Origin of the sequence: Hahella ganghwensis DSM 17046 (genome assembly GCF_000376785.1) — a bacterium.
Taxonomy (GTDB): domain Bacteria; phylum Pseudomonadota; class Gammaproteobacteria; order Pseudomonadales; family Oleiphilaceae; genus Hahella; species Hahella ganghwensis.
Genome location: NZ_AQXX01000121.1, coordinates 48,994 through 69,561 on the forward strand (window position 1 = coordinate 48,994; position 20,568 = coordinate 69,561).

General features: G+C 48.5%; 23 protein-coding genes and 2 tRNA genes. 3 read left to right on the forward strand and 22 right to left on the reverse strand.

What is annotated here, in order from left to right:
• Positions 1–54: 54 nt before the first annotated feature.
• The 6 genes from can to dapA all read right to left on the reverse strand — a co-directional run bounded on the left by can (position 55) and on the right by dapA (position 5,457).
• Positions 55–690 (reverse strand): carbonate dehydratase, encoded by a 636-nt coding sequence (gene can / locus F566_RS0116300; RefSeq protein WP_020408081.1) that lies wholly within the window; start codon positions 688–690, stop codon positions 55–57.
• 42 nt (positions 691–732) lie between these two features.
• On the reverse strand, positions 733–1,740 hold the full coding sequence (locus F566_RS0116305) for an NAD-dependent epimerase (RefSeq protein ID WP_020408082.1): 1,008 nt from the start codon (positions 1,738–1,740) through the stop codon (positions 733–735).
• A gap of 46 nt (positions 1,741–1,786) precedes the next feature.
• Positions 1,787–2,533, reverse strand: a complete 747-nt coding sequence (locus tag F566_RS0116310) for a TIGR04219 family outer membrane beta-barrel protein (protein WP_020408083.1) — start codon at positions 2,531–2,533, stop codon at positions 1,787–1,789.
• A gap of 99 nt (positions 2,534–2,632) precedes the next feature.
• Positions 2,633–3,343, reverse strand: a complete 711-nt coding sequence (gene purC / locus F566_RS0116315; RefSeq protein WP_020408084.1) for a phosphoribosylaminoimidazolesuccinocarboxamide synthase — start codon at positions 3,341–3,343, stop codon at positions 2,633–2,635.
• Between the two features lie 144 nt (positions 3,344–3,487).
• Positions 3,488–4,534 (reverse strand): outer membrane protein assembly factor BamC, encoded by a 1,047-nt coding sequence (gene bamC / locus F566_RS0116320; RefSeq protein WP_020408085.1) that lies wholly within the window; start codon positions 4,532–4,534, stop codon positions 3,488–3,490.
• 44 nt (positions 4,535–4,578) lie between these two features.
• Positions 4,579–5,457, reverse strand: a complete 879-nt coding sequence (dapA, locus tag F566_RS0116325; protein ID WP_020408086.1) for a 4-hydroxy-tetrahydrodipicolinate synthase — start codon at positions 5,455–5,457, stop codon at positions 4,579–4,581.
• A 313-nt stretch (positions 5,458–5,770) separates the two neighbouring features.
• On the opposite strand from dapA, the gene F566_RS0116330 reads away from it, so the two are divergent.
• The gene (locus F566_RS0116330; RefSeq protein WP_020408087.1) at positions 5,771–6,319 is read left to right on the forward strand and encodes a glycine cleavage system transcriptional repressor; all 549 of its coding nucleotides are present in this window, start codon (positions 5,771–5,773) and stop codon (positions 6,317–6,319) included.
• A 74-nt stretch (positions 6,320–6,393) separates the two neighbouring features.
• Positions 6,394–6,855 (forward strand): peroxiredoxin, encoded by a 462-nt coding sequence (locus F566_RS0116335; RefSeq protein ID WP_020408088.1) that lies wholly within the window; start codon positions 6,394–6,396, stop codon positions 6,853–6,855.
• Positions 6,856–6,908: 53 nt separating this feature from the next.
• Here the strand turns inward: F566_RS0116335 and F566_RS0116340 are convergent, their stop codons facing one another.
• A complete protein-coding gene (locus tag F566_RS0116340; protein WP_020408089.1) occupies positions 6,909–7,970 on the reverse strand; it encodes an AI-2E family transporter in 1,062 nt (353 codons plus the stop codon).
• Between the two features lie 137 nt (positions 7,971–8,107).
• Positions 8,108–8,347, reverse strand: coding sequence for a sulfurtransferase TusA family protein (locus tag F566_RS0116345; RefSeq protein WP_020408090.1), 240 nt, complete (start codon positions 8,345–8,347; stop codon positions 8,108–8,110).
• A gap of 323 nt (positions 8,348–8,670) precedes the next feature.
• Between F566_RS0116345 and F566_RS0116350 the strand changes: the two genes are divergently transcribed.
• On the forward strand, positions 8,671–10,152 hold the full coding sequence (locus tag F566_RS0116350; protein ID WP_020408091.1) for a M48 family metalloprotease: 1,482 nt from the start codon (positions 8,671–8,673) through the stop codon (positions 10,150–10,152).
• A 29-nt stretch (positions 10,153–10,181) separates the two neighbouring features.
• Here the strand turns inward: F566_RS0116350 and nadA are convergent, their stop codons facing one another.
• The 14 genes from nadA to F566_RS0116420 form a co-directional block, all read right to left on the reverse strand.
• On the reverse strand, positions 10,182–11,243 hold the full coding sequence (nadA, locus tag F566_RS0116355) for a quinolinate synthase NadA (RefSeq protein ID WP_020408092.1): 1,062 nt from the start codon (positions 11,241–11,243) through the stop codon (positions 10,182–10,184).
• A gap of 180 nt (positions 11,244–11,423) precedes the next feature.
• A tRNA-Lys gene (locus F566_RS0116360) sits at positions 11,424–11,499 on the reverse strand.
• 115 nt (positions 11,500–11,614) lie between these two features.
• Positions 11,615–11,690: transfer RNA gene (locus tag F566_RS0116365), tRNA-Lys, on the reverse strand.
• A gap of 112 nt (positions 11,691–11,802) precedes the next feature.
• Positions 11,803–12,600 (reverse strand): tol-pal system protein YbgF, encoded by a 798-nt coding sequence (ybgF, locus tag F566_RS0116370; protein ID WP_020408093.1) that lies wholly within the window; start codon positions 12,598–12,600, stop codon positions 11,803–11,805.
• A gap of 30 nt (positions 12,601–12,630) precedes the next feature.
• Positions 12,631–13,197 (reverse strand): peptidoglycan-associated lipoprotein Pal, encoded by a 567-nt coding sequence (pal, locus tag F566_RS0116375; protein WP_020408094.1) that lies wholly within the window; start codon positions 13,195–13,197, stop codon positions 12,631–12,633.
• A 33-nt stretch (positions 13,198–13,230) separates the two neighbouring features.
• On the reverse strand, positions 13,231–14,517 hold the full coding sequence (tolB, locus tag F566_RS0116380) for a Tol-Pal system beta propeller repeat protein TolB (RefSeq protein ID WP_020408095.1): 1,287 nt from the start codon (positions 14,515–14,517) through the stop codon (positions 13,231–13,233).
• A 25-nt stretch (positions 14,518–14,542) separates the two neighbouring features.
• Positions 14,543–15,523 carry a cell envelope integrity protein TolA gene (gene tolA / locus F566_RS0116385; RefSeq protein WP_020408096.1) on the reverse strand — a complete coding sequence of 327 codons (981 nt, stop codon included), beginning with the start codon at positions 15,521–15,523 and terminating at the stop codon, positions 14,543–14,545.
• A 27-nt stretch (positions 15,524–15,550) separates the two neighbouring features.
• Entirely contained in the window at positions 15,551–15,976 is a 426-nt protein-coding gene (tolR, locus tag F566_RS0116390; RefSeq protein WP_020408097.1) for a protein TolR, read from the reverse strand.
• A 16-nt stretch (positions 15,977–15,992) separates the two neighbouring features.
• Complete coding sequence (tolQ, locus tag F566_RS0116395) at positions 15,993–16,673, reverse strand: protein TolQ (RefSeq protein WP_020408098.1); 681 nt, start codon at positions 16,671–16,673, stop codon at positions 15,993–15,995.
• 115 nt (positions 16,674–16,788) lie between these two features.
• The gene (ybgC, locus tag F566_RS0116400) at positions 16,789–17,205 is read right to left on the reverse strand and encodes a tol-pal system-associated acyl-CoA thioesterase (protein ID WP_020408099.1); all 417 of its coding nucleotides are present in this window, start codon (positions 17,203–17,205) and stop codon (positions 16,789–16,791) included.
• A gap of 93 nt (positions 17,206–17,298) precedes the next feature.
• Complete coding sequence (ruvB, locus tag F566_RS0116405; RefSeq protein ID WP_020408100.1) at positions 17,299–18,318, reverse strand: Holliday junction branch migration DNA helicase RuvB; 1,020 nt, start codon at positions 18,316–18,318, stop codon at positions 17,299–17,301.
• Between the two features lie 53 nt (positions 18,319–18,371).
• A complete protein-coding gene (gene ruvA, locus F566_RS0116410; protein ID WP_026180056.1) occupies positions 18,372–18,980 on the reverse strand; it encodes a Holliday junction branch migration protein RuvA in 609 nt (202 codons plus the stop codon).
• 68 nt (positions 18,981–19,048) lie between these two features.
• Entirely contained in the window at positions 19,049–19,567 is a 519-nt protein-coding gene (gene ruvC, locus F566_RS0116415) for a crossover junction endodeoxyribonuclease RuvC (protein WP_026180057.1), read from the reverse strand.
• A 181-nt stretch (positions 19,568–19,748) separates the two neighbouring features.
• Positions 19,749–20,495, reverse strand: a complete 747-nt coding sequence (locus tag F566_RS0116420) for a YebC/PmpR family DNA-binding transcriptional regulator (RefSeq protein ID WP_020408103.1) — start codon at positions 20,493–20,495, stop codon at positions 19,749–19,751.
• Positions 20,496–20,568 lie beyond the last annotated feature (73 nt).

The following is a 20,568-nucleotide window of genomic DNA, read 5'->3' on the forward strand; positions in this document are numbered from 1 at the left end:
ACAGAAAGCGGCCTCTTTTGACCAGCCTATCAGCGGCTGATCAAGCTTAATGTGTCAGGGTTCGAGGTATCGATACGGAGCTTCCAGCTGATCAGGCCCGGTCTTGGTAACATTAAGGTCTTTAATCAACCCATCCTTCAAACCATACACCCATCCATGCACAGCAAGAAACTGCCCGCGATGCCAGGCATTCTGCACAATACTGGTCCTGCAGACATTATGAACCTGCTGCGCAACATTCAACTCGCAAAGCCGATCCACCTGCTCCCCCTCTGTGGGCAGACTATCAACCTCACCCTTATTCATAAAATAAACGTCTTTGATATGCCGCAGCCAGTTATCAATCATACCAAACTGCTTATTCTGCAACGCGGCCTTTACCCCGCCACAACCGTAGTGCCCGGTCACAGTAATGTGCCTGACCTTAAGCACCTCCACTGCAAACTGCAGAACTGAAAGACAGTTCAAATCCGAGTGCACCACCACATTGGCAACATTACGGTGAACAAACACCTCACCGGGCATCACCCCAACCACCTCATTCGCCGGCACACGACTATCCGAGCATCCGATCCACAAAAATGTGGGGGCCTGCTGCTTCTCTAATGTCGGAAAAAAATCCGGCCGCTCACGACGAGTCCGCTCGGACCAGGCCTTATTATTTTCAATGAGACGCTTAACTTCTTCCACGACACCTCCGTAGCAGCTACCGATAGTAATTCAGAGAATTGATTAAACTTTGTAGTAATCCCGATACCAGTCAACAAAGCGGGCGATACCTACTTCAACCGTTGTTTCAGGCTTATAACCCACATCATCGATCAGAGCCTGCACATCTGCATAAGTTGCCGGCACATCACCCGGCTGCATGGGCAAAAGGTTACGCTCAGCCTTTCTACCCAGACAATCTTCAAGAATTTCAATATAGCGCGAAAGCTCGACAGGGTTATTGCTACCGATGTTATATAATCTGTAAGGTGCTTTGCTTGTCCCCGGATCCGGTTGCATGCCGCTCCACTGATCATTGGGAGACGCAACATGATCAAGAGTTCTTATCACCCCTTCAACAATATCATCAACATAGGTGAAATCCCGCTTGTGCTTACCGTAGTTGAAAACATCAATCGGCTCGCCGGCCAGGATTTTACGAGTAAAGATAAACAGCGCCATATCCGGACGCCCCCAGGGGCCATAGACAGTAAAGAACCTGAGACCAGTTGTCGGTATACCGTAAAGCGAACTGTAAGTGTGAGACATCAGTTCATTGGATTTTTTGGTTGCCGCATAGAGACTCAGTGGATGGTCGACATTATCGTGAACAGAAAACGGCATCGACTCGTTAGCACCGTACACTGAGCTGCTGGAAGCATATACCAGATGCTCAACCTGATGATGACGACAGCCTTCGAGAATATTCATATGGCCGACCAGGTTGGCTTCCACGTAGGCATGAGGATTTTCCAGAGAGTATCTCACACCCGCCTGGGCCGCCAGATGTACCACTCTGTCCGGCTTGTGCTTGGCAAATAAAGCCTCCATGCCTGCACGGTCAGCAATATCCAGCCGGATATCATTAAATCCTTGCTTGGGCGTTAGTCGGGAAAGACGGGATTCTTTTAGCGAGACCTCATAGTAATCATTCAGATTATCTACACCGATCACTTCGTCACCGCGATCGAGTAAACGATGAGCAACGTGAGACCCGATAAAACCCGCCGTTCCTGTTACCAATACCTTCATATCTTCTTTCCAGTCAAAAGATTAAGCAAATCACCGCCAGTCCACCTCAGAAATGAACTGTAACACCTACGTATGGCCCACCGAGCGTCAGGTCAGCAGAAATATCACTGACATCGTCCAACTCAACATTAATCCTTCGATAGCCTGCCTCAACACCAACCACAGCGATCTCATAATTAATACGCGCAGTAACGTCAACCAGTTGATTATCGTCATACTTCAGACCGGCAACATTTGCCCCGACACTCAAACCAGTCAACGGGAGGTCAATGCCCACTCCGCCGTATAACATGGGAACAACCTCATCGATCTCGTTTACTGACTGATCTCCGCTGCCACTCTCACGAATGATCACTTCACCATCAAATATTCTTGCCTGTATTCCCAGGTCCAGATTGACAACATTATCCAGAAGCCGCCAGTATGCAATCAGATCAGTATGAGTCAGGTCTATATCTGAAGCGACATCACCGGTAAAGGTCACACCATCGAATGTCTTTGTTAAAGACCCATTGGCGGACTGACTCAGTTCGGTATATTGCAGACGAAAGTTGGGCACAGCCGGTACAGGATGCTCGAAGGCAACATAGGCCTGGACAAAGGTGTCATCATCAAAGCCTAGCTCATTTTCCACATCCACAACCTCAGGACCTGACTGAACATCCCCAGACAGCCCCGCATTCCAGACACTGACTCCCGCGTATATCCCCAGCGTGTCAGCATTGACACCCATGCTGGAAATACCCAGGACAACCGCCGCCAACCATAAACGGCCAGACTCCTTTATCTGCATAACTTGCGCTCCTGTGTCATTGAAAGTTGACCACTGTATCGAAACTTTCCCCGGCCAGTCTGTACCAAGACAAAACCACGTATATCAGAGCAAGGGATATTAAAATGTCACACCCAGGCGTTTACCCACTTCTTCATAATACTCAATAACATTTCCCAGATCCTGGCGAAAACGGTCCTTATCCATCTTTTCTCCAGTTTTGGCATCCCAGATACGACACCCATCCGGACTGAACTCATCCCCGAGAACAACCTGCCCTTCAAACAGACCAAACTCCAGCTTGTAATCCACCAAAGTCATACCGGCATTAGCGAATAGAGTCTTGAGCACATCATTCACTTGAAAAGTCAGACTTCTCATCTGATCCAACTGATCCTGGGTTGCCCATCCAAAAGCAAGCGCGTGATATTCATTGATCATCGGATCATGAAGCTCATCATTTTTCAGGAACAACTCAAAGGTACTTGGTGTTAACACAGTACCTTCTTTGATTCCCAGGCGCTTACAAAGACTACCTGCCGCAACATTACGCACAACGCATTCCACGGGAATCATCTTAAGATTTTTAACCAGGGATTCATTATCCGAGATCAACTTCTCAAAGTGCACCGGTACGCCAGCATCTTTAAGCTTTTCCATGACAAACGCATTGAACTTATTATTCACCATGCCTTTGCGAGATAGCTGAGCCTTTTTAACACCGTCGAAAGCGGAGGTATCATCACGGAACTCCATGATAAACCGATCGGGATCATCAGTCTTAAAAATGGATTTTGCTTTACCGGAATAAAGCTCTTCACGCTTTTGCATGGGTGCATTCTCCAAAAAGATATCTGTTGTACAGATCAGTGTGGTAATCCCACAAGATTAATAGACTTTGAATTGACCCGACAGAGTCAAAAGTCACTTTCGCCTCCCGGGGCAGCTTTCACTGGCCCCGGACAGCGGGTGACATCAGGATAAATGATCAAGCAGCTGGTTCAACAGCCGAACCTGATCCTGAGGGTCAACATCCGACTTTGTTGGAAGCGAGGTTATATGAATACCATCAGCCTCCCGAGTCAGCTCAACACGAAAATTAAAACGATCCGAGAGCAGATCCTGGTCTTCGCCTTTTAACCAGCCGAAGAAGCCTCCGGATTTTTTCTTTTCTTCCTTACTGTAACGAACAAAGTAAATACCTTCACTGCGGTTTAAATCCACAACCGAGGCCTCACTTTTAGTTAGCGCCTCTCCAACAGCAAACCAGGCTCTTTCAAAGTCCAGCTTTACGCGAATATATGGCGTTGTGCCAGCTTCATTCACCAGCGCCAGCTTTTCTTCACCGCCGATATTCTGGGCCACCAGAGAATAGCTTTCCAAAGACTCTGCGTTTTCATCCAGGTAACCTTTGACGCCACTCAACAGTGCCTGCTGGGTATCCGCACCAAATTCAGAAAACATTACAGGAGCCACCCTGACTTCAGAACTGCGTCTCTTCAGTCCCTGCTGCACATAGATATGCAGCAGCACTTCATCATTGCGGACAAATGGTTTCAAGCCGTTATTTTCAAGGAAGTTCGCCACTTTCAGAGAGGTTGCAGACAACCTTACCTGCATATTACCGGCGGAAGTATTAACTTCACGAACCTCGGCACCCTGAGACTCCCAATAGGTCTTTAATGCAGGCCAGATTTTGCCCGGTGCCTCACTTGCAAGCAGCCAGGTATCTGATTCAGTAGATTTGACGACAAACTGTTCAAGCAATATTTCCAATCCAGGCTCTGGCGGCGGAGGTACCTGGAACTCTTTGGTTGCCACAAACCCTTGATCGGCTTCCGGCACAGGATACCTGTCTCTTAAACGCCTGTCGGAATACCACTCGGGGACTACCATCGGCTCACCTTTACTGGCTGCCATATATTGATCGGTCCTGTCTTTGATAAGACTGCACCCGGAAGTAACCACCAGGGCCACTCCACATAGAACATAAATGATTCGCATGGATTTCACTTCAACCATGTAAGGGCCTGGCACCGAGGCTCTGCTTTAAAACAGGTACGGCCTCAGACAGCGGCATTCAAAACCTTCAGAGCAGCTCTCACTGTCTCATGATATTGGGCATCCAGCTCAGTCAGCGGCAGACGAATACCTTTCTGAATGAGCCCCATTTCTGCCAGAGCCCATTTTACCGGGATAGGATTGGATTCAAGGAACAACGCATTATGCAACGGCATCAATTTGGCCTGGAGCGCCAAGGCGGCATCGTACTCTCCGTTCAAAGCCAGTTCACAAAGCTCTGACATCAGCTTTGGAGCCACATTGGCTGTTACAGAAATATTGCCCTTACCGCCTGCCAGAATTAGATCAACAGCAGTCCCGTCATCGCCTGAATACACAGCGAAGTCCGAACCTACTGATTCAATCAGCGCCTGACCGCGGGGCACATCCCCAGTCGCATCTTTGATGCCCACAATGTTGGGTATTTCCGACAATCGACATACGGTGCTGTTAAGCATGTCACAAGCTGTACGGCCGGGAACATTATAAAGAATCTGCGGAATATCCACCGATTCGGCAAGCAACTTAAAGTGTCGGTAGAGCCCTTCCTGAGTAGGTTTGTTGTAGTAAGGAGTTACCAGCAGACAGGCATCAGCGCCGGCAGCCTTAGCCTGCTCTGTAAGGTGCAAAGCCTCCTGGGTGGAGTTAGCTCCGGTTCCGGCAATCACCGGAATACGTTTGGCGACGTATTTAACGACATGTTTTAAGACAGCTTCGTGCTCTTCAAAGTCCAGAGTTGCAGACTCACCTGATGTGCCAACGGCCACAATTCCGTGGGTACCGTTCTCAATATGGAAGTCCAGCAGTCGATCCAGAGCTTCCCAGTCGATGCTGCCGTCTTCATGCATTGGTGTCGCCAAAGCCACCAAGCTACCTGTAATCATGTCTTACTCCACAAGAGACTCACAATCCCCTGAACAGGGAAAGGATTATAATGTTAGAAAAATCGACCCACTATGGTACTCATCGCCTTCTGCCTTCACAAGAGCCGTCAGCAGCTTATTAACAATATTCCATGTTGGCAGGACACTCCTTTCCACTAAGATTCTATGAAGATGCGTCATAATTCCAGGAAGCACACTTTTTACCCCACCGTTAGCCTTGACAGTGCACGCCCTCAAGAGTATCAATGTGGCATCTTACCAACACGGTAACAAACCCTCTAACTCGTCAACTGAAAAAGGTTAACAGCCAACTATGGTTAACCCAGTATCTCAAATAAATCATTTGGTTATCTCCGCTATTGGCGAAGACCGGCCAGGAATTGTCAACGAACTTTCCAAGCTTTGCAGAGAATATCAATGCAACATCATCGACAGCCGGATGACCGTTCTGGGAGGTGAGTTTGCTGTCATCATGATGATTTCAGGCAACTGGGATTCAGTGGCAAAGCTTGAGAGCGCCATTCCCACCATCGCGCGCAAGCTGGATTTGACCACCATGGTCAAACAAACCAAAGCCAGACTCCCAGCCAAGTCCATTACCTACTCAATTAACGTGGTAGCCCTGGACCAGCCTGGTATCGTCCACGATATCTCACAGTTTTTCTCCCGTCGGAATATCAATATTGCCGACCTGGAAACCAATACATACAGCGCCCCTCATTGCGGGACCCAGATGTTTAACCTGAATATGACCATCCATATTCCGTCCGAAACTCATCTGGCAAGCCTGAGAGAAGAGTTTATGCTGTTCTGCGATGACCGCAATCTGGATGCCGTTATCGAACCCGTTCGCAACCTGTAATCCCCTTCCCTAAGGCAGCCGTATAAAGGCTGCCTTAAACCTATCAACACCAACAAACCACAATAGAGAAAACCATGATTGAGTTGAATAAACAGATCCCGGAATTCACAGCTCACGCGACTCCTGACCAAACCATAACCTCAAGTGAGCTACAGGGAAAAAACGTTGTCATCTATTTTTATCCGAAAGACAACACTCCAGGTTGCACTACAGAAGGACAGGACTTCCGCGACCATCATGAAGCATTCTCCAAACACAACACCGTCATATTTGGCGTGTCCAAGGACAGCCTGAAAACCCACCAGAACTTCAAAGCCAAGCATGAGTTTCCATTTGAACTGATAACCGATCCGAATGAAGAGCTATGCAAACTATTCGACGTTATCAAGTTGAAAAAGCTTTACGGAAAAGAGTATATGGGGATTGAGCGGTCGACATTCCTGATTGATAGCTCAGGAAAGCTCGCAAAAGAGTGGCGCAAAGTAAAAGTCAAAGGTCACGTTACAGAAGTTCTGGAAGCCGCCAGCCAACTTTAGAATCGGAGAACGCAACCAACACCTCCACCTCACAGACTGAGCGCCGGCCAGCACTAGGCCGGCGAACCGGCTGATCGCGGCCAGGCAGCAAAAATGGCTTTGATGAGTGTTGCCAACGGAATCGCAAAAAACACTCCCCATATCCCCCAGAACCCACCAAACAGCAGAACACTGGTGATAATAATGACCGGATGCAGGTTAACAACCTCCGAGAAAAGCAAAGGCACCAGCACATTGCCATCCACTCCCTGAATCACACCATAGATGACCATCAACCAGATAAACTCACTCCCCCATCCGAATTGAAAAAGTCCGATCAGCGCAACAGGAATCGTCACCACTGCCGCTCCGATGTAGGGAATCACAACAGACAACCCCACGAGAATCGCCAACAATACAGAATACTCCAATCCGACCCAGACAAAAGCCAGGTATGTGGCAACTCCAACAATGACAATCTCCAGAACCTTTCCGCGAATATAATTGGCAAACTGCAGATTGGATTCACGCCAGATTTCTTTCATTAATCGGCGCTCTGCCGGCAAAAAGGACGACAAAGAAGCCAGCAACTGCTCTTTATCCTTTAAAAAGAAAAACACCATAATTGGCACCAATACCGCATATATCATAATCGCGATAACTGCCGGGATACTGGAAAGAGAGAAAGACAACACCCATTGAGTAAAAGAGGTGACCTCATTGGTGACCTGAGAATAAACACTTGCCACCGCCTCCTCTGAAATCAACTCAGGGTATCTTTCTGGCAACAGCTTGATAAGGCTTTGAGCATTCGACAACATATGAGGAAGCTCTTTGAACAGCGAACTCACCTGCGTCGCCACCAACGGCAGCAATACAAGCACCGTAGCCAGAGTCAGTCCGAGAAACACAGCAAACACCGTTAACACCGCGTATATGTGCCCCACCCCCATACGCTGCAACTTCACAACCAACCCCTGAAGAATATAGGCAATTACGATACTGGCGAGAACTGGCGTAATCAGGGCTCCCAGAGTCAGCAGCAGAAACGTACTGATAGCCAACAGCAGGAACACGATGACCGCTTCTTCATCAGAAAAATACTTCTCAAACCAGCTTCGTATAATTTTCAGCATTACAACAACTCAATAAATCTTGTAGATCATTCGATCGCTTACCCGAATTTCTTTTTCAGAGCATCAGAATCGGCAGGCCAACTTACCAGACTAATAACCAAAAAAGTATTGGACTAGAATTTCAAGATGTCGACCAACTAACCTTTTTCAATCCAAAAATGAAACTCACCTTCTTCCTCTCGATGTTCAAGCAATTGATGCGCGCTTAACTCCAAATACGACCCAAAGTCTCTCACTGAACCTGGATCCGTAGCCACCACATGCAACCGCTCTCCCGCAGCCATCTGATTCAGCTGCTGCTTGGTTTTCAGCAACGGCATCGGGCAGTGCAGCCCTCGCAGATCCAGCAGCTTCTCCTCAGAAGACGCTTCAGACATGTCAATCTCCAAACAGGAAATACCTCGAAAATAAACCAGCCTCGCCTACGATGCGATCATACCAACAACCATGCCTCCAACATCGAAGCCTCTCAACATACTCGTCAGAGCCAGCAAACGTCCCAAGTCTACATTACTCACCAAGACTCGCGCGATCATAGGCTGTTCCAAGGCGAATTGCCATATTGTAATTTTGTATCGGGAAAGTTGTTTTGGCCTCCCCCCGCGGACTATGCTATCAACTCGTACCATTTTATTCGTAACGGATGCAAGCAGCCCACCGCTTAGCCATCCAGATCTACCCCAGGCAACAGGTAGTCATTGTGACACTCAGGTTTCTTAATTTTTTAATCTCCAAAATCAGCCTTCGCTCCCTGAACCGAGCCATTATCTTTTCGCTTGGGCTGACACTTGCGCATCCTGCCCATTCAGCAAATGAAGACGGACTTCCCGACCTTGGCAACAGCTCTGGCAGTATAACCCCTTCCCAGGAACAGGCTTTGGGACAGGCATGGCTGAGATCTCTGCGGGGACAGGTTCAAATGCTGGAGGATCCTCTGACCATCCAGTATGTTAAAGATCTAATATTCAAACTGGCTCCCAATAGCCAGTTAACAGACAGAAGCCTTACCACGATTGTCGTCGATTCCAGCGCTTTGAATGCCTTCGCCGTGCCGGGAGGTGTTATCGGGGTGAACGGAGGACTATTTCTCCACGCACAGACAGAGCAAGAGTTTGCAGGAGTCCTGGCCCACGAGCTGGCCCATTTGAGCCAACGCCACTTCGCCCGCCGACTGGAAGAAAGCAAGTCCTATACGGCTTTGAATATGGCAGGCATACTCGCCAGCGTCATTCTGGCGGCAGCCGGAGGAACTGACGCAGGCATAGCCGCACTGGCTTCCAGCCAGGCCCTCTCCCTTCAGGAACAACTCAGCTACAGTCGCCAGAACGAACAGGAAGCAGATCGTATAGGCATGGAAACTTTGATTAATACAGGGATGGACGCACAGGCAATGCCAGCCATGTTTGAACGCATGCTGAAAAACTCCCGTTACAGCTCTCAGGTACCGGAATATCTCCGCACACACCCACTTACAGAGTCACGCGTTGCTGACACAGCAAACAGAGCAGCATCTTCCCCTCCTGGTAATTACCAGGAAGATGTCGACTATTACTTTGTGCAAAGTCGAATATTGACCCACTATGCAAAGAATGCTGAAGAGGCTCTACAGGTATTTAATGGCAGAATCAGTAACAACACCGGCATCAAACGCAAAGCTGCTCTTTATGGTGCTGTACTTGCCACAATAAAGGTGAATCGCCCCAAGGAGAGTAAAAATGCCTTAACGCAGTTGCTAAACACTGACGCCAACAGAATTTCTGTAGTTTTACTACACGCAGACTGGTTGACCGCAACTGACCAACAAGACGCCGCCATCAATCTACTTAAGCGACACTTGGAAAGAAATCCCGACAATTACCCCTTGTCACGAGCGTTGGCTAATCTTTATAACAAACAGGAAAGATACACCAAGGCCGAAGAGATCCTTAGACGACTGACCACCCATTACGGGAGTGAACCAGACTTGTGGTACCAAATGGCAGAAACACACGGCCTGGCAGGATCTATCGCTGAACTCCATCAGGCAAGAGCAGAGTATTTTTACTTGAAAGGCGATATAGGAAGAGCCACCCAACAACTTAGACAGGCATTAAAAAAAGCCGAGGGAAATTATCAGCAAACGCTAATCATTAAAAACCGCCTGAAAGAAGTCAGCGCGGCAGGGGAAGGATATAAGTTTTAAGTCCCTGCCCGCACTATCGTCATTGAGTGTCAGGCGTTGCCTGACACGACCACTCGCCTTTCCTTAGAGAAGTTCAGCATTCGCTGAAGAGGGACCAAAGCTTTTTCACGCACTTCGGCTTCAACAATCACTTCCTGCTGCTTACCTACCAAAACATCCCGCAGGTTTTCCAATCCATTCATTGCCATCCATGGACAGTGAGCGCAACTTCTACATGTCGCCCCATTTCCGGCCGTCGGCGCTTCGATCAGCGTTTTATGTGGTGCCAATTGCTGCATTTTGTAAAAAATACCCGCGTCAGTTGCCACAATAAACGTTTCTTCTTCAGACTCCTGCACCGCCTTGATCAACTGGGAAGTGGAACCAACAACATCAGCCATCTCGACAACCGCCTCCGGCGACTCCGGATGAACCAGAATTTTTGCATCCGGATATACGTGCTTGAGATCCTGCAACCCTTTTGCCTTGAATTCTTCATGCACGATACAGGAACCATCCCAAAGCAGAATATCCGCCCCCGTCTGCTTCTGTACATACCCCCCAAGATGCTTGTCAGGAGCCCAGATGATCTTTTCTCCCTGATCGTGCAGATACTCAACAATATCCAGCGCAATACTGGAGGTTACTACCCAATCAGCTCGAGCTTTCACTGCAGCAGAGGTATTGGCATACACCACGACCGTTCGGTCAGGATGCGCATCACAGAACTCCGAAAACTCGACTTCCGGACATCCAATATCCAGTGAACAGGTTGCCTCCAGCGTCGGCATCAAAACAGTTTTTTCAGGATTGAGAATTTTTGCAGTTTCCCCCATAAACCGAACGCCACAAACAATCAGTGTAGAGGCAGGATGCTGATTTCCGAAACGAGCCATTTCAAGACTGTCTGCAACACATCCACCAGTCTTTTCGGCTAAAGCCTGGATCACAGGGTCCGTATAGTAATGAGCAACAATCACAGCATCTTCTTTTTCCAGAAGCGCTTTGATTTCCGCAACAAGCGCCTCCGCTTCCTGATCGTTCAGTTTTGCAGGCTCATGCTCTCTAGCCAAATGCTCTTGAACCAAAATACGATCACTAAGACTAGTCATTCCAATCAATCCACCAAATCAATTCTCATTCCGGTAATAAGCCGGTATCCGCCCGCCATTATACGACAATTATGAAATATCCGCTTCCAGGACACTTATCCCGAACCGAACAATTCAAACCCGAAAAGCAATCCGAAAATAGAATAAAAAAAGGGGCTGATTAGCCCCTTTTTTAAATAATGGTGGGTCGTGAAGGATTCGAACCTTCGACCAATTGGTTAAAAGCCAACTGCTCTACCAACTGAGCTAACGACCCAAAGCAAACTGTCTGACGGTCTTTCCTGACCGGGCTTGGACCTCCAATACCTCTCGAAGAGATTGAAACCTTCCAAACCGATTGAACATCCCGAGACGCCCAATTTTTAAATTAATGGTGGGTCGTGAAGGATTCGAACCTTCGACCAATTGGTTAAAAGCCAACTGCTCTACCGACTGAGCTAACGACCCAAACGAGGCGCATATAGTACGGATTCTGAGAAAAATAACAAGAGTTTTTTAACACTCTTTTTAAGGAATTTTATCTCTTCCCCATTCCGTACAAAAATCACCCGAATGGCGACTAAATTTGCTTGAGATAATCCTTCGCCAGATTGGCAGAAGCACTTTGAGGATAGCGCTCGATAGTCTGCAGCAAATACTTGCGAGCTTCATCCTTGTTACCAAGGCGATCATAAGTCACGCCCAGCTTGTATAAAGCGTCAGGCGCTTTTCTGTGTTGCGGGTATTTCCCAACAACAATAATAAACGACTGCCTGGCCTGCTCCAGCTTGGGAAGCACCAGATACACTTCTCCCAACCAGTAATAAGCATTTGCAGCCAAACCGGAATCCGGATGCTTACTGATAAACTCATGGAGCGCCGTTACAGCCTTATCATATTGACGCTGCTTTATCAGATCATAAGCAGCATTATACTCTGTTGCTTCAGATCCAGAGGGTGGCGAAACCGCCACCGACGAGGCAGCACCAGCATCTTCAGACAAAGACGCCCCCACACCTGAAGCAGGCGCAGCGGAGGTTTGCACTGCAGGCCTTGCGTCCAGATCTTTGCGCAGCTGTAAAATACGTCGATCAAGGTCAACATACCGGTCACGCTCCTGTTTACTAGATTGCTCAACCTGATATTGCAGCTCTTCCACTTTTCCTCTCAACTCTCTGACTTCCTGCTGCAACTGCTGTACAAGAAAATACAACTCAGAAGAAACATCAGAACCGGAAGAAGCGTTTTGAGAAGCCTGCAACACAGGCGCAGCCTGATTGTTGGAAGCAGAATGCACCAACACTGGCAAACAGAGTGCAACAACTGCCGACGAGACGGCTGCTGCACGACATACAGAACGATATTTAGTAACCAGCATGAGACCTATCTATTAATCAATATGGATTGATTATTTGTACTCAATCACAACACGACGATTTTTAGTCCATGCTGCTTCGTTATGACCTGCGTCTACAGGGAACTCTTCGCCGAAGCTGATAGTTTCCATTTGAGACAGGGTCACACCTTTAAAACGCAGGTAATCCTGAACCGCTTTGGCACGACGCTCACCCAGAGCCAGGTTGTACTCTTTAGTACCACGCTCATCAGTGTATCCGTTCAGCACAACACCTTGATTCGGGTTGGCAGACAAAAAGGCTGCATGTGCATCCAAGTAGGTACGGGATTCAGGCTTGATAGTGGACTTGTCGAAATCGAAGTAGAAAACACGCACTTCGCGCAATGCGTCCTGCTCAGCCCGAGCAGCTCTTTCCTCCGCCAGTCTTTGCTGTTCAGCCAGCTCAGCTTCACTCAGACCAGAGTCGTCACCCAAACCGGTAGCACTGGCATCGCTGCCACTTGTGTCACTTTGCTGCACGGTCTCGGTGCCTTCAGTCGACCCCGTTGAGGCGCAGCCGGTCACAATAAAGGCGGCAAACACTAAAGCTAGGATGTTGCGAGCACTCATAACATTCATGGTTTTTCCTTAGTACTAATTGGTTAGCTTGTTTTATTTCTTTATGTACGGAGACCAGGCAGGCTCCCGTACATCTCCGAACTGTGCAGGCAAAGTATATTTCGATCCCGAATTCACTCCAACGACCGCCAAAACACCTTTACCTTGTCTCTGGGTTGCATAAATTATCATACTTCCATTGGGCGCGACACTGGGAGATTCATCCATCTCTGTTTCCGTGAGAATTCTCGACTGACCAGTCTCCATATCCAGAGCAGCGACATTAAACCCGTTCCGCTGGTGTACATAGTATATCGTCTTACCATCCAAACTAAAGCGTGGCCTTGCGCTATACCTTCCTTCAAAAGTCAAACGCCGTGGAGTGCCACCATCTGCATCCATCATATACACCTGGGGGCCGCCGCCTCGATCAGACGTAAACACGATGGATTTACCATCAGGCGCCCAACTTGGCTCAGTATCGATCGCCCAATGATCCGTCATACGCTTCAGATTGTTGGTCCGCATATCCAGTACGTACACCTCAGCATTCCCATCACGAGACAGCGTCATCGCCAACTTACTGCCATCAGGACTCCAGGATGGCGCACTATTCAACCCAGAATAGGATGCAATCAGGGTTCTCACCCCCGAAGACACATCCTGAATATAGACAGCAGATTTACCTGACTCAAACGACACATACGCCAACCTCTTGCCATCAGGCGACCAGGCCGGAGAAATTATCGGCATGGGTGACTTAAAGATCAATTTTGAACGCCGACCATCAGCATCTGCTACTTCAAGGGTATATTGCGGCTTGCCTTTACCCTGCTCCAGAGTCACATAGGCAATCTTAGTAGAGAAAACGCCGCGATTTCCTGTCAGAGCTTCATAAACCGAATCTGCAATCGCATGGGCAATATCACGCAATTGATTCTGACGACCACCAATCACCTTCCCAACAATCCGCTGCTGGGCCTGGACGTCATATAACTCATACTGAACCTTGTAGGACTGATTTGAGGCGTCATAGGTCACAGTACCGACCAAGACATTTCTCTGCCCCAGCATCGACCAGTCCCTGAAATAAATATCTTCCCCTCTCCCCGGCAGACTTAACATACTGCTACGGGATAATGGCTCAAAGTCCCCACTTCGCAGAAGATCATCGGCAACAATTTGGGCAATATCTTCCGTCAGACCCTGACCGGACTTATTGGAGAATGGCACCACCGCAATAGGCAATGCTCCACGGACTCCCTTGGTTATTTCTATTACCAGATCCGCTTTAACCGACAAACTGACACAAATAAAAACAAAACTGATAAACCAGCGCATTATCACCATAATTCTTTCACTGCTTTTAGCGTGGATTGAACTTTAATATGAACGTCCTGAAATTCTCATTGAACAAACGGCTATTTTCAGGCACCGGGTATCTCTTCACCGCGTATGCTGCACTAATTGCCGACTGATCAAATGCCGGGTTCGAGCTTGGCTCAACAATTTTTGCCGACAACAGCTCACCTGTTGGCAATAACTGCAATTCGATCTGCACAACAAGACCAGCGCTATTTCCCGGCGGCTCTAACCAGCTTCTTTCAATAACCTGCTGAATTCGACTCCGATACTTCTCAAGTTCTGTTAAATCTCTCTGCTTCTGCTTAGCAGCAGATTCCTGTTGCGCCTGCTCCTGCAACATCCTCTCCAGCTCAACAGCCTGCTGCTGCAATGCTAATTCTTCCTGCTGCTCTTTTTCTTTTCTTGCTCGCTCTCTTTCTTCAATGAGCTTTTGCTCCAGAGCCTTGCGCTCCTCTTCTTCTTTCCGCTTCAACTCTTCCTGACGCCGCTTTTCTTCAGCAAGCCGCTGCTCTTCCTTGCGCTTTTGCTCCTGTTTTTTCTTTTGCTCAGCCTTACGCTGCTCTTCCAGTCGCTTGGCTTCAGCTTGCTTTTCCTGCTCTACTTTCTTCTTTTTTTCCTCTTCCTGCTTTTTCTTCAGCGCAATAGCTTCCTGCTTTTTCTTCTCCACAGCAGCCTTTCGTGCCTCTTCAGCTTTACGCGCCTCATCAATCTTTCGCTTCGCCTCCTCCATTTGCTTACGCGTATCCACCTCTGCAGGCTCAGGTTTTTTAACTTCAGCAGGTTTGGGCTTTGGAAGACTTTGCTTCATCTGCTCCAGCATCGCATCATCTACGATTACCGCAGTAATGTGAGGCTGAACAGGATCAGGCTTGGATAAGGTCGGCCAACTTATAAGGGCCAGAATGGCAATCCCAACATGTAGGCATATTGAGAAAATCACAGGACCGAGGTATTCGTTTTGATTGCGTCCGGGACGAGCCATAGCTTAAATCAGTTCCAACCTCAGGTATCAGGGAGTTTCGGTAATCAGACCGACATTAGACACGCCGGTTTCTTTCAATGCGGACATCAGACTGACAACCACACCATATGAGGCATTTCTATCCCCTCTTACCAGCACCATGGTGTCTGGATTTTCTTGCTTGACCGTCCGCACCCGCTTAATCAATTCCCCCAACTCCATTGGCTTGCTGCGGTCATCCCCAATCTCGGCGTAATAAGCCCCAAAGGCGTCCACAGACACCACTAGAGGCGGCTTGTCTGGGGAAACCTGCAACGGATCACTATCCGTCTGCGGGAGATCTACATCCACTCCCTGCATCAACATCGGCGCCGTAACCATAAATATCACCAGCAAAACCAGCATGACATCAATGTAGGGAACAACATTGATTTCCGACATCGGCTTGCGTTTGACTCTTTGCATCGGAACCATCAGTCCACCCCGGCGGTTAACTGGAAGAATGCACTTTACGGTGCAAAATACTGGAGAACTCCTCTGCAAATGTCTGGAAGGAATTCGCCAGATAATCGGATTTAGCCGAGAAACGGTTATAGGCAATAACGGCAGGTATCGCAGCAAAAAGCCCCATCGCTGTAGCAATCAGCGCCTCAGATATGCCTGGAGCTACCGTTGCGATCGTGGCCTGCTGCAACTGGGCCAGCCCACGGAAGGAGTTCATAATTCCCCAAACCGTACCAAACAGACCTATATACGGACTAGTAGATCCGACAGTAGCAAGAAAAGGCAAATGTGCCTCCAAACGATCCATTTCGCGCGACATAGCTACACGCATCGCTCGCTGGGTTCCTTCCATGAGGGCATCACGATCCACCCCTTGCTGCTGCCTTAAGCGAGAGAATTCCTTGAAGCCTGAGCGGAAAATCTGCTCCATACCACTATTGGGATTTGGCGCCGAACTGGCCTCTCGATAAAGCTGATTCAGATCCATACCAGACCAGAACCTGTCTTCAAATTTGGTGGAAGCTCTGCGCGCAAGATTAAATATTTTCGCACGCTGAAAGATAATGGCCCAGGACACAATTGATGCCAGAACCAAAATCAACATAACAACCTGGACAATAAAACTGGCGTTAGCTATAAGCTCCCATACTGATAACTTATCTGCCACAGATAAACTCCTTCATTCTAATTATGGTGTCTTGAGCATTAAGACAAAACTCGTAAAGCCTCGCACCCAACATCAATACATTCTCTACAGACGAACAACGAGACCGCTGAAGGCCTCAGTCTCCTTTATCTTTGATGGCACTCAACAAGGCCGGAGGCAACGCCCTTGGCCTGAATGATTGCTGATCAATACAGGCGACTTTCACACTCCCTTCCACCAAAAGTTTATCTGTTTCGGCATCCCTCACCTCCTGCTGGAACTGCATGAACGTTCGCCCACACCGAACGATGTCCGCACCAATCTGAAGCTGATCATCGAGACGGGCAGGCTGATGGTATCTTACCTGCAAACTATGCACGACAAACTGGACCTCAGGATCAATAGTTTCGATACGAGGAAAACCAAGAAAACGGATACACTCAGTACGAGCCCGTTCCATAAAGCGCAGATAGTTGGCGTAAAACACTATACCGCCAGCGTCAGTATCTTCAATATAAACTCTAACGGGCCACCGAAACGAGAGGGGAGGCATTAAATTCCTTTAACTTTATTTGATTTAAGCTCAACTTTCAGCGCTTAAAAAGCAGTAGTTTACGCAACTTTCTTAATGCAGAAATAGAGTTTTCTACTCTGGTAATGACAAGCCAAAGTGATTATAAGCTTGCTGAGTGGCCATCCTGCCACGAGGTGTACGCATCAGAAACCCTTGCTGAATCAGGTACGGCTCCACAACATCCTCAATTGTCCCTTTCTCTTCACCAATGGCAGCTGCAAGGCTCTCCACTCCAACAGGCCCACCATCGAACTTTTCCATAATCGATAGAAGCAACCGTCGGTCCATATGGTCCAGGCCATGCAAATCCACATTCAGCATGTTCAATGCACGATCCGCTATTTGGTCGCTGATCACACCATCGGCTTTTACTTCAGCGAAGTCTCTGACTCGTCTAAGCAACCTGTTGGCAATCCTTGGCGTCCCTCGGGAGCGACGCGCTATTTCATGGGCGCCGGCATCCTCAATTTCCACCCCTAGCATTTCTGCGGAACGCCTGACAATACTGCCGAGATCCGCAACCGAGTAGAATTCCAGTCTCTGCACAATGCCAAAACGGTCACGTAATGGACTGGTCAACAGTCCCGCTCGGGTCGTTGCCCCGACTAACGTAAACGGAGGAAGATCCAGCTTGATGGAGCGCGCAGCGGGGCCCTCACCAATCATAATATCCAACTGGTAGTCTTCCATTGCCGGATAAAGCACTTCCTCAACAGCAGCACTTAAGCGATGGATTTCGTCAATAAATAAGACATCGTTTGGCTCAAGATTGGTCAGCAAAGCAGCCAAATCCCCTGCTTTTTCCAGCACAGGACCTGAAGTTGTCTTGATAGAAACCGACATTTCATTGGCGATGATATTAGCGAGAGTCGTTTTACCCAAGCCCGGCGGCCCGAATATCAACGTATGGTCCAACGCCTCACTACGACCACGAGCAGCATTGATAAAGATCTCCATCTGCTCCCGCACCTGGGGTTGCCCGACGTAATCTTCCAGGCGCTTGGGGCGAATGGCGCGATCAAGCGACTCTTCCCCAATCGTCGTTGACGGGGTAATGAGTCGATCAGACTGTATTCGATCAGCTTCGATCATGAATAAAATATGGTTAAATAAACAGTAGAATGGACTTCATCATAACGTGGCCTTCATCCTTTTACCATACTTTTCAGGGCACGGCGTATGACCTCATCCCTTGGCATGCCTTCCTCATGTACAGCCTGTATTGCCCGACTTGCTTCCTGCGGCTTATACCCCAACGCCAACAGGGCTTGCTCAGCCTCTTCCAACCCATTACCAGACCCTGCCGTTCTCACCTGCTGCGCAGCATCCTCAGGCACAGATGCGCCGCCCCAGGTTTTGATCCTGTCTCGCATTTCAATCAGCAAACGCTCAGCCGTTTTCTTACCGACTCCCGGCATTTTAGTCAGGCGAACCAGGTCATCTGACTGCACGCACCGAACAAACTCCTCGGCGTTCATATGGGAAAGAATGGCCATAGCCAGTTTGGGCCCCACGCCATTCACCTTCAACAATAAGCGGAATAATTCTCTATCTTTGCGTTGCGCAAACCCATAAAGAAGCTGAGCATCCTCACGGACAACAAAGTGAGTATAAAGAGCACAATTATCACCCACTCCCGGCAACTCTCCGAGCACCGACAGTGGCACCTCCACCTCATACCCAATGCCGTTAACATCAATCAACAAAAAAGGCGGCGTATTTTCGAGTAGCTTTCCTGACAATCTGCCTATCAACCTTTGACTCCCCTAATCTCAAACTAATCAAAACACTGCTTACTAACACGGCAGCAACTGCGCGATGTTTAACGCATGCGACCTCTTCGCACACCAGAAACGGAACCAATGCGCACCAGACTTTGCTGAGTATGAAGATGACACAATGCAATCGCCAGGGCGTCCGCAGCATCTGCCTGAGGCTTGGCTGACAACTGAAGCAACGACTGAACCATATGCTGGACCTGCCATTTCTCCGCATTTCCTTTTCCAACGACCGACTGCTTGACTTTCTTTGCAGCATATTCAGCTACCGGAAGCTCCTTATTGGCCATCGCCAAAATAGCAGCCCCTCTGGCCTGCCCAAGCTTTAAAGCAGAATCCGCATTTCTGGCCATGAACACTTGTTCAATGGCAGTTTCCGTCGGCCTGTACATATCTACGATCTGGGAAACCCCGTGGTAGATGCACCGCAACTTGGCAGCAAGATCGTCCCCTGTCACACGAATACAGCCACTGGCGACATAAATAGGCTGACTTCCCTGCCACTCCACCACACCATACCCTGTAAACCTTGAACCTGGATCTATCCCCAAAACTCGTATCATGTATTACCCGCAGAATATTTGTCCGATTCATCATGCAACTCAAACCGGAAATAAAAAAGGCGGGATTGAGCTAAGCTCAACTCCGCCTGCATCATACCTTTTTGCCTGCTTTATCGACCAGATAGTCGACATCCATCAAATACATGGTCGCCAGTAGTACTGACCATCAACAGAAAAGCAATTATCCCAATTGCTCCATAACCTCATCAGGTATATCCGCATTAGTGTATACATTCTGCACGTCGTCGAGATCTTCCAAAGTATCGATGATTTTCATAACACTTTCAGCTGACTCTGCATCCAAAGGTACCGTCGTCGAAGGCACCATGGTGACATCAGCTGTCTCAGGCTGCAGGCCCGCCTCTACCAATGCCTCTTTAACAGCGGAAAACTCTTCGGCAGCCGTTTGAACCTCAATAGAGCCATCATCATTGGTAATGATATCTTCTGCTCCCGTTTCGAGAGCTACCTCCATAACTGCGTCTTCACCAGTACCGGCAGGATAGGTAATTACGCCAGTTTTACTGAACAGATAGGCAACCGACCCATCTGTCCCGAGATTCCCGCCAAACTTGGTAAACGCATGACGAACCTCTGCGACCGTGCGATTACGATTATCCGTCATGGCCTCAACATAAATTGCGACACCATTCGGACCATAACCTTCATAGGTCAGTTCATCAAAGTTATCGCCATCAGCTCCACCAGCACCTCGCTGAATAGCCTTGTCGATTGTGTCCTTCTTCATGTTCACAGCCAGCGCCTTGTCTATCACCAGACGCAGACGAGGGTTATCCTCAGGAATCCCGCCGCCATTTTTCGCTGCAACTGTAATTTCCCGGATAATTTTGGTGAAAATCTTGCCGCGCTTAGCGTCTTGGGCTGCTTTACGGTGCTTGATATTAGCCCATTTACTATGCCCCGCCATGAAAAACTCCGCTTATATTTTTTTACACTCAAAAAACAATGATCGTCTCAGCACTGAGGTCTGAGACGATAGC

Coding starts and splice junctions, on each gene's coding strand:
- F566_RS0116345 (WP_020408090.1), bottom strand. CDS start 8,347: ATGTCTGAAGCGTCTTCTGAGGAGAAGCTGCTGGATCTGCGAGGGCTG.
- nadA (WP_020408092.1), bottom strand. CDS start 11,243: ATGACTAGTCTTAGTGATCGTATTTTGGTTCAAGAGCATTTGGCTAGA.
- ruvB (WP_020408100.1), bottom strand. CDS start 18,318: ATGATCGAAGCTGATCGAATACAGTCTGATCGACTCATTACCCCGTCA.
- F566_RS0116420 (WP_020408103.1), bottom strand. CDS start 20,495: ATGGCGGGGCATAGTAAATGGGCTAATATCAAGCACCGTAAAGCAGCC.
- dapA (WP_020408086.1), bottom strand. CDS start 5,457: ATGATTACAGGTAGCTTGGTGGCTTTGGCGACACCAATGCATGAAGAC.
- tolB (WP_020408095.1), bottom strand. CDS start 14,517: ATGCGCTGGTTTATCAGTTTTGTTTTTATTTGTGTCAGTTTGTCGGTT.
- bamC (WP_020408085.1), bottom strand. CDS start 4,534: ATGGTTGAAGTGAAATCCATGCGAATCATTTATGTTCTATGTGGAGTG.
- ybgC (WP_020408099.1), bottom strand. CDS start 17,205: ATGCCTCCCCTCTCGTTTCGGTGGCCCGTTAGAGTTTATATTGAAGAT.
- F566_RS0116335 (WP_020408088.1), top strand. CDS start 6,394: ATGATTGAGTTGAATAAACAGATCCCGGAATTCACAGCTCACGCGACT.
- tolA (WP_020408096.1), bottom strand. CDS start 15,523: ATGGCTCGTCCCGGACGCAATCAAAACGAATACCTCGGTCCTGTGATT.
- purC (WP_020408084.1), bottom strand. CDS start 3,343: ATGCAAAAGCGTGAAGAGCTTTATTCCGGTAAAGCAAAATCCATTTTT.
- ybgF (WP_020408093.1), bottom strand. CDS start 12,600: ATGCTGGTTACTAAATATCGTTCTGTATGTCGTGCAGCAGCCGTCTCG.
- ruvC (WP_026180057.1), bottom strand. CDS start 19,567: ATGATACGAGTTTTGGGGATAGATCCAGGTTCAAGGTTTACAGGGTAT.
- F566_RS0116340 (WP_020408089.1), bottom strand. CDS start 7,970: ATGCTGAAAATTATACGAAGCTGGTTTGAGAAGTATTTTTCTGATGAA.
- tolR (WP_020408097.1), bottom strand. CDS start 15,976: ATGGTTCCGATGCAAAGAGTCAAACGCAAGCCGATGTCGGAAATCAAT.
- pal (WP_020408094.1), bottom strand. CDS start 13,197: ATGAATGTTATGAGTGCTCGCAACATCCTAGCTTTAGTGTTTGCCGCC.
- F566_RS0116310 (WP_020408083.1), bottom strand. CDS start 2,533: ATGCAGATAAAGGAGTCTGGCCGTTTATGGTTGGCGGCGGTTGTCCTG.
- F566_RS0116305 (WP_020408082.1), bottom strand. CDS start 1,740: ATGAAGGTATTGGTAACAGGAACGGCGGGTTTTATCGGGTCTCACGTT.
- F566_RS0116330 (WP_020408087.1), top strand. CDS start 5,771: ATGGTTAACCCAGTATCTCAAATAAATCATTTGGTTATCTCCGCTATT.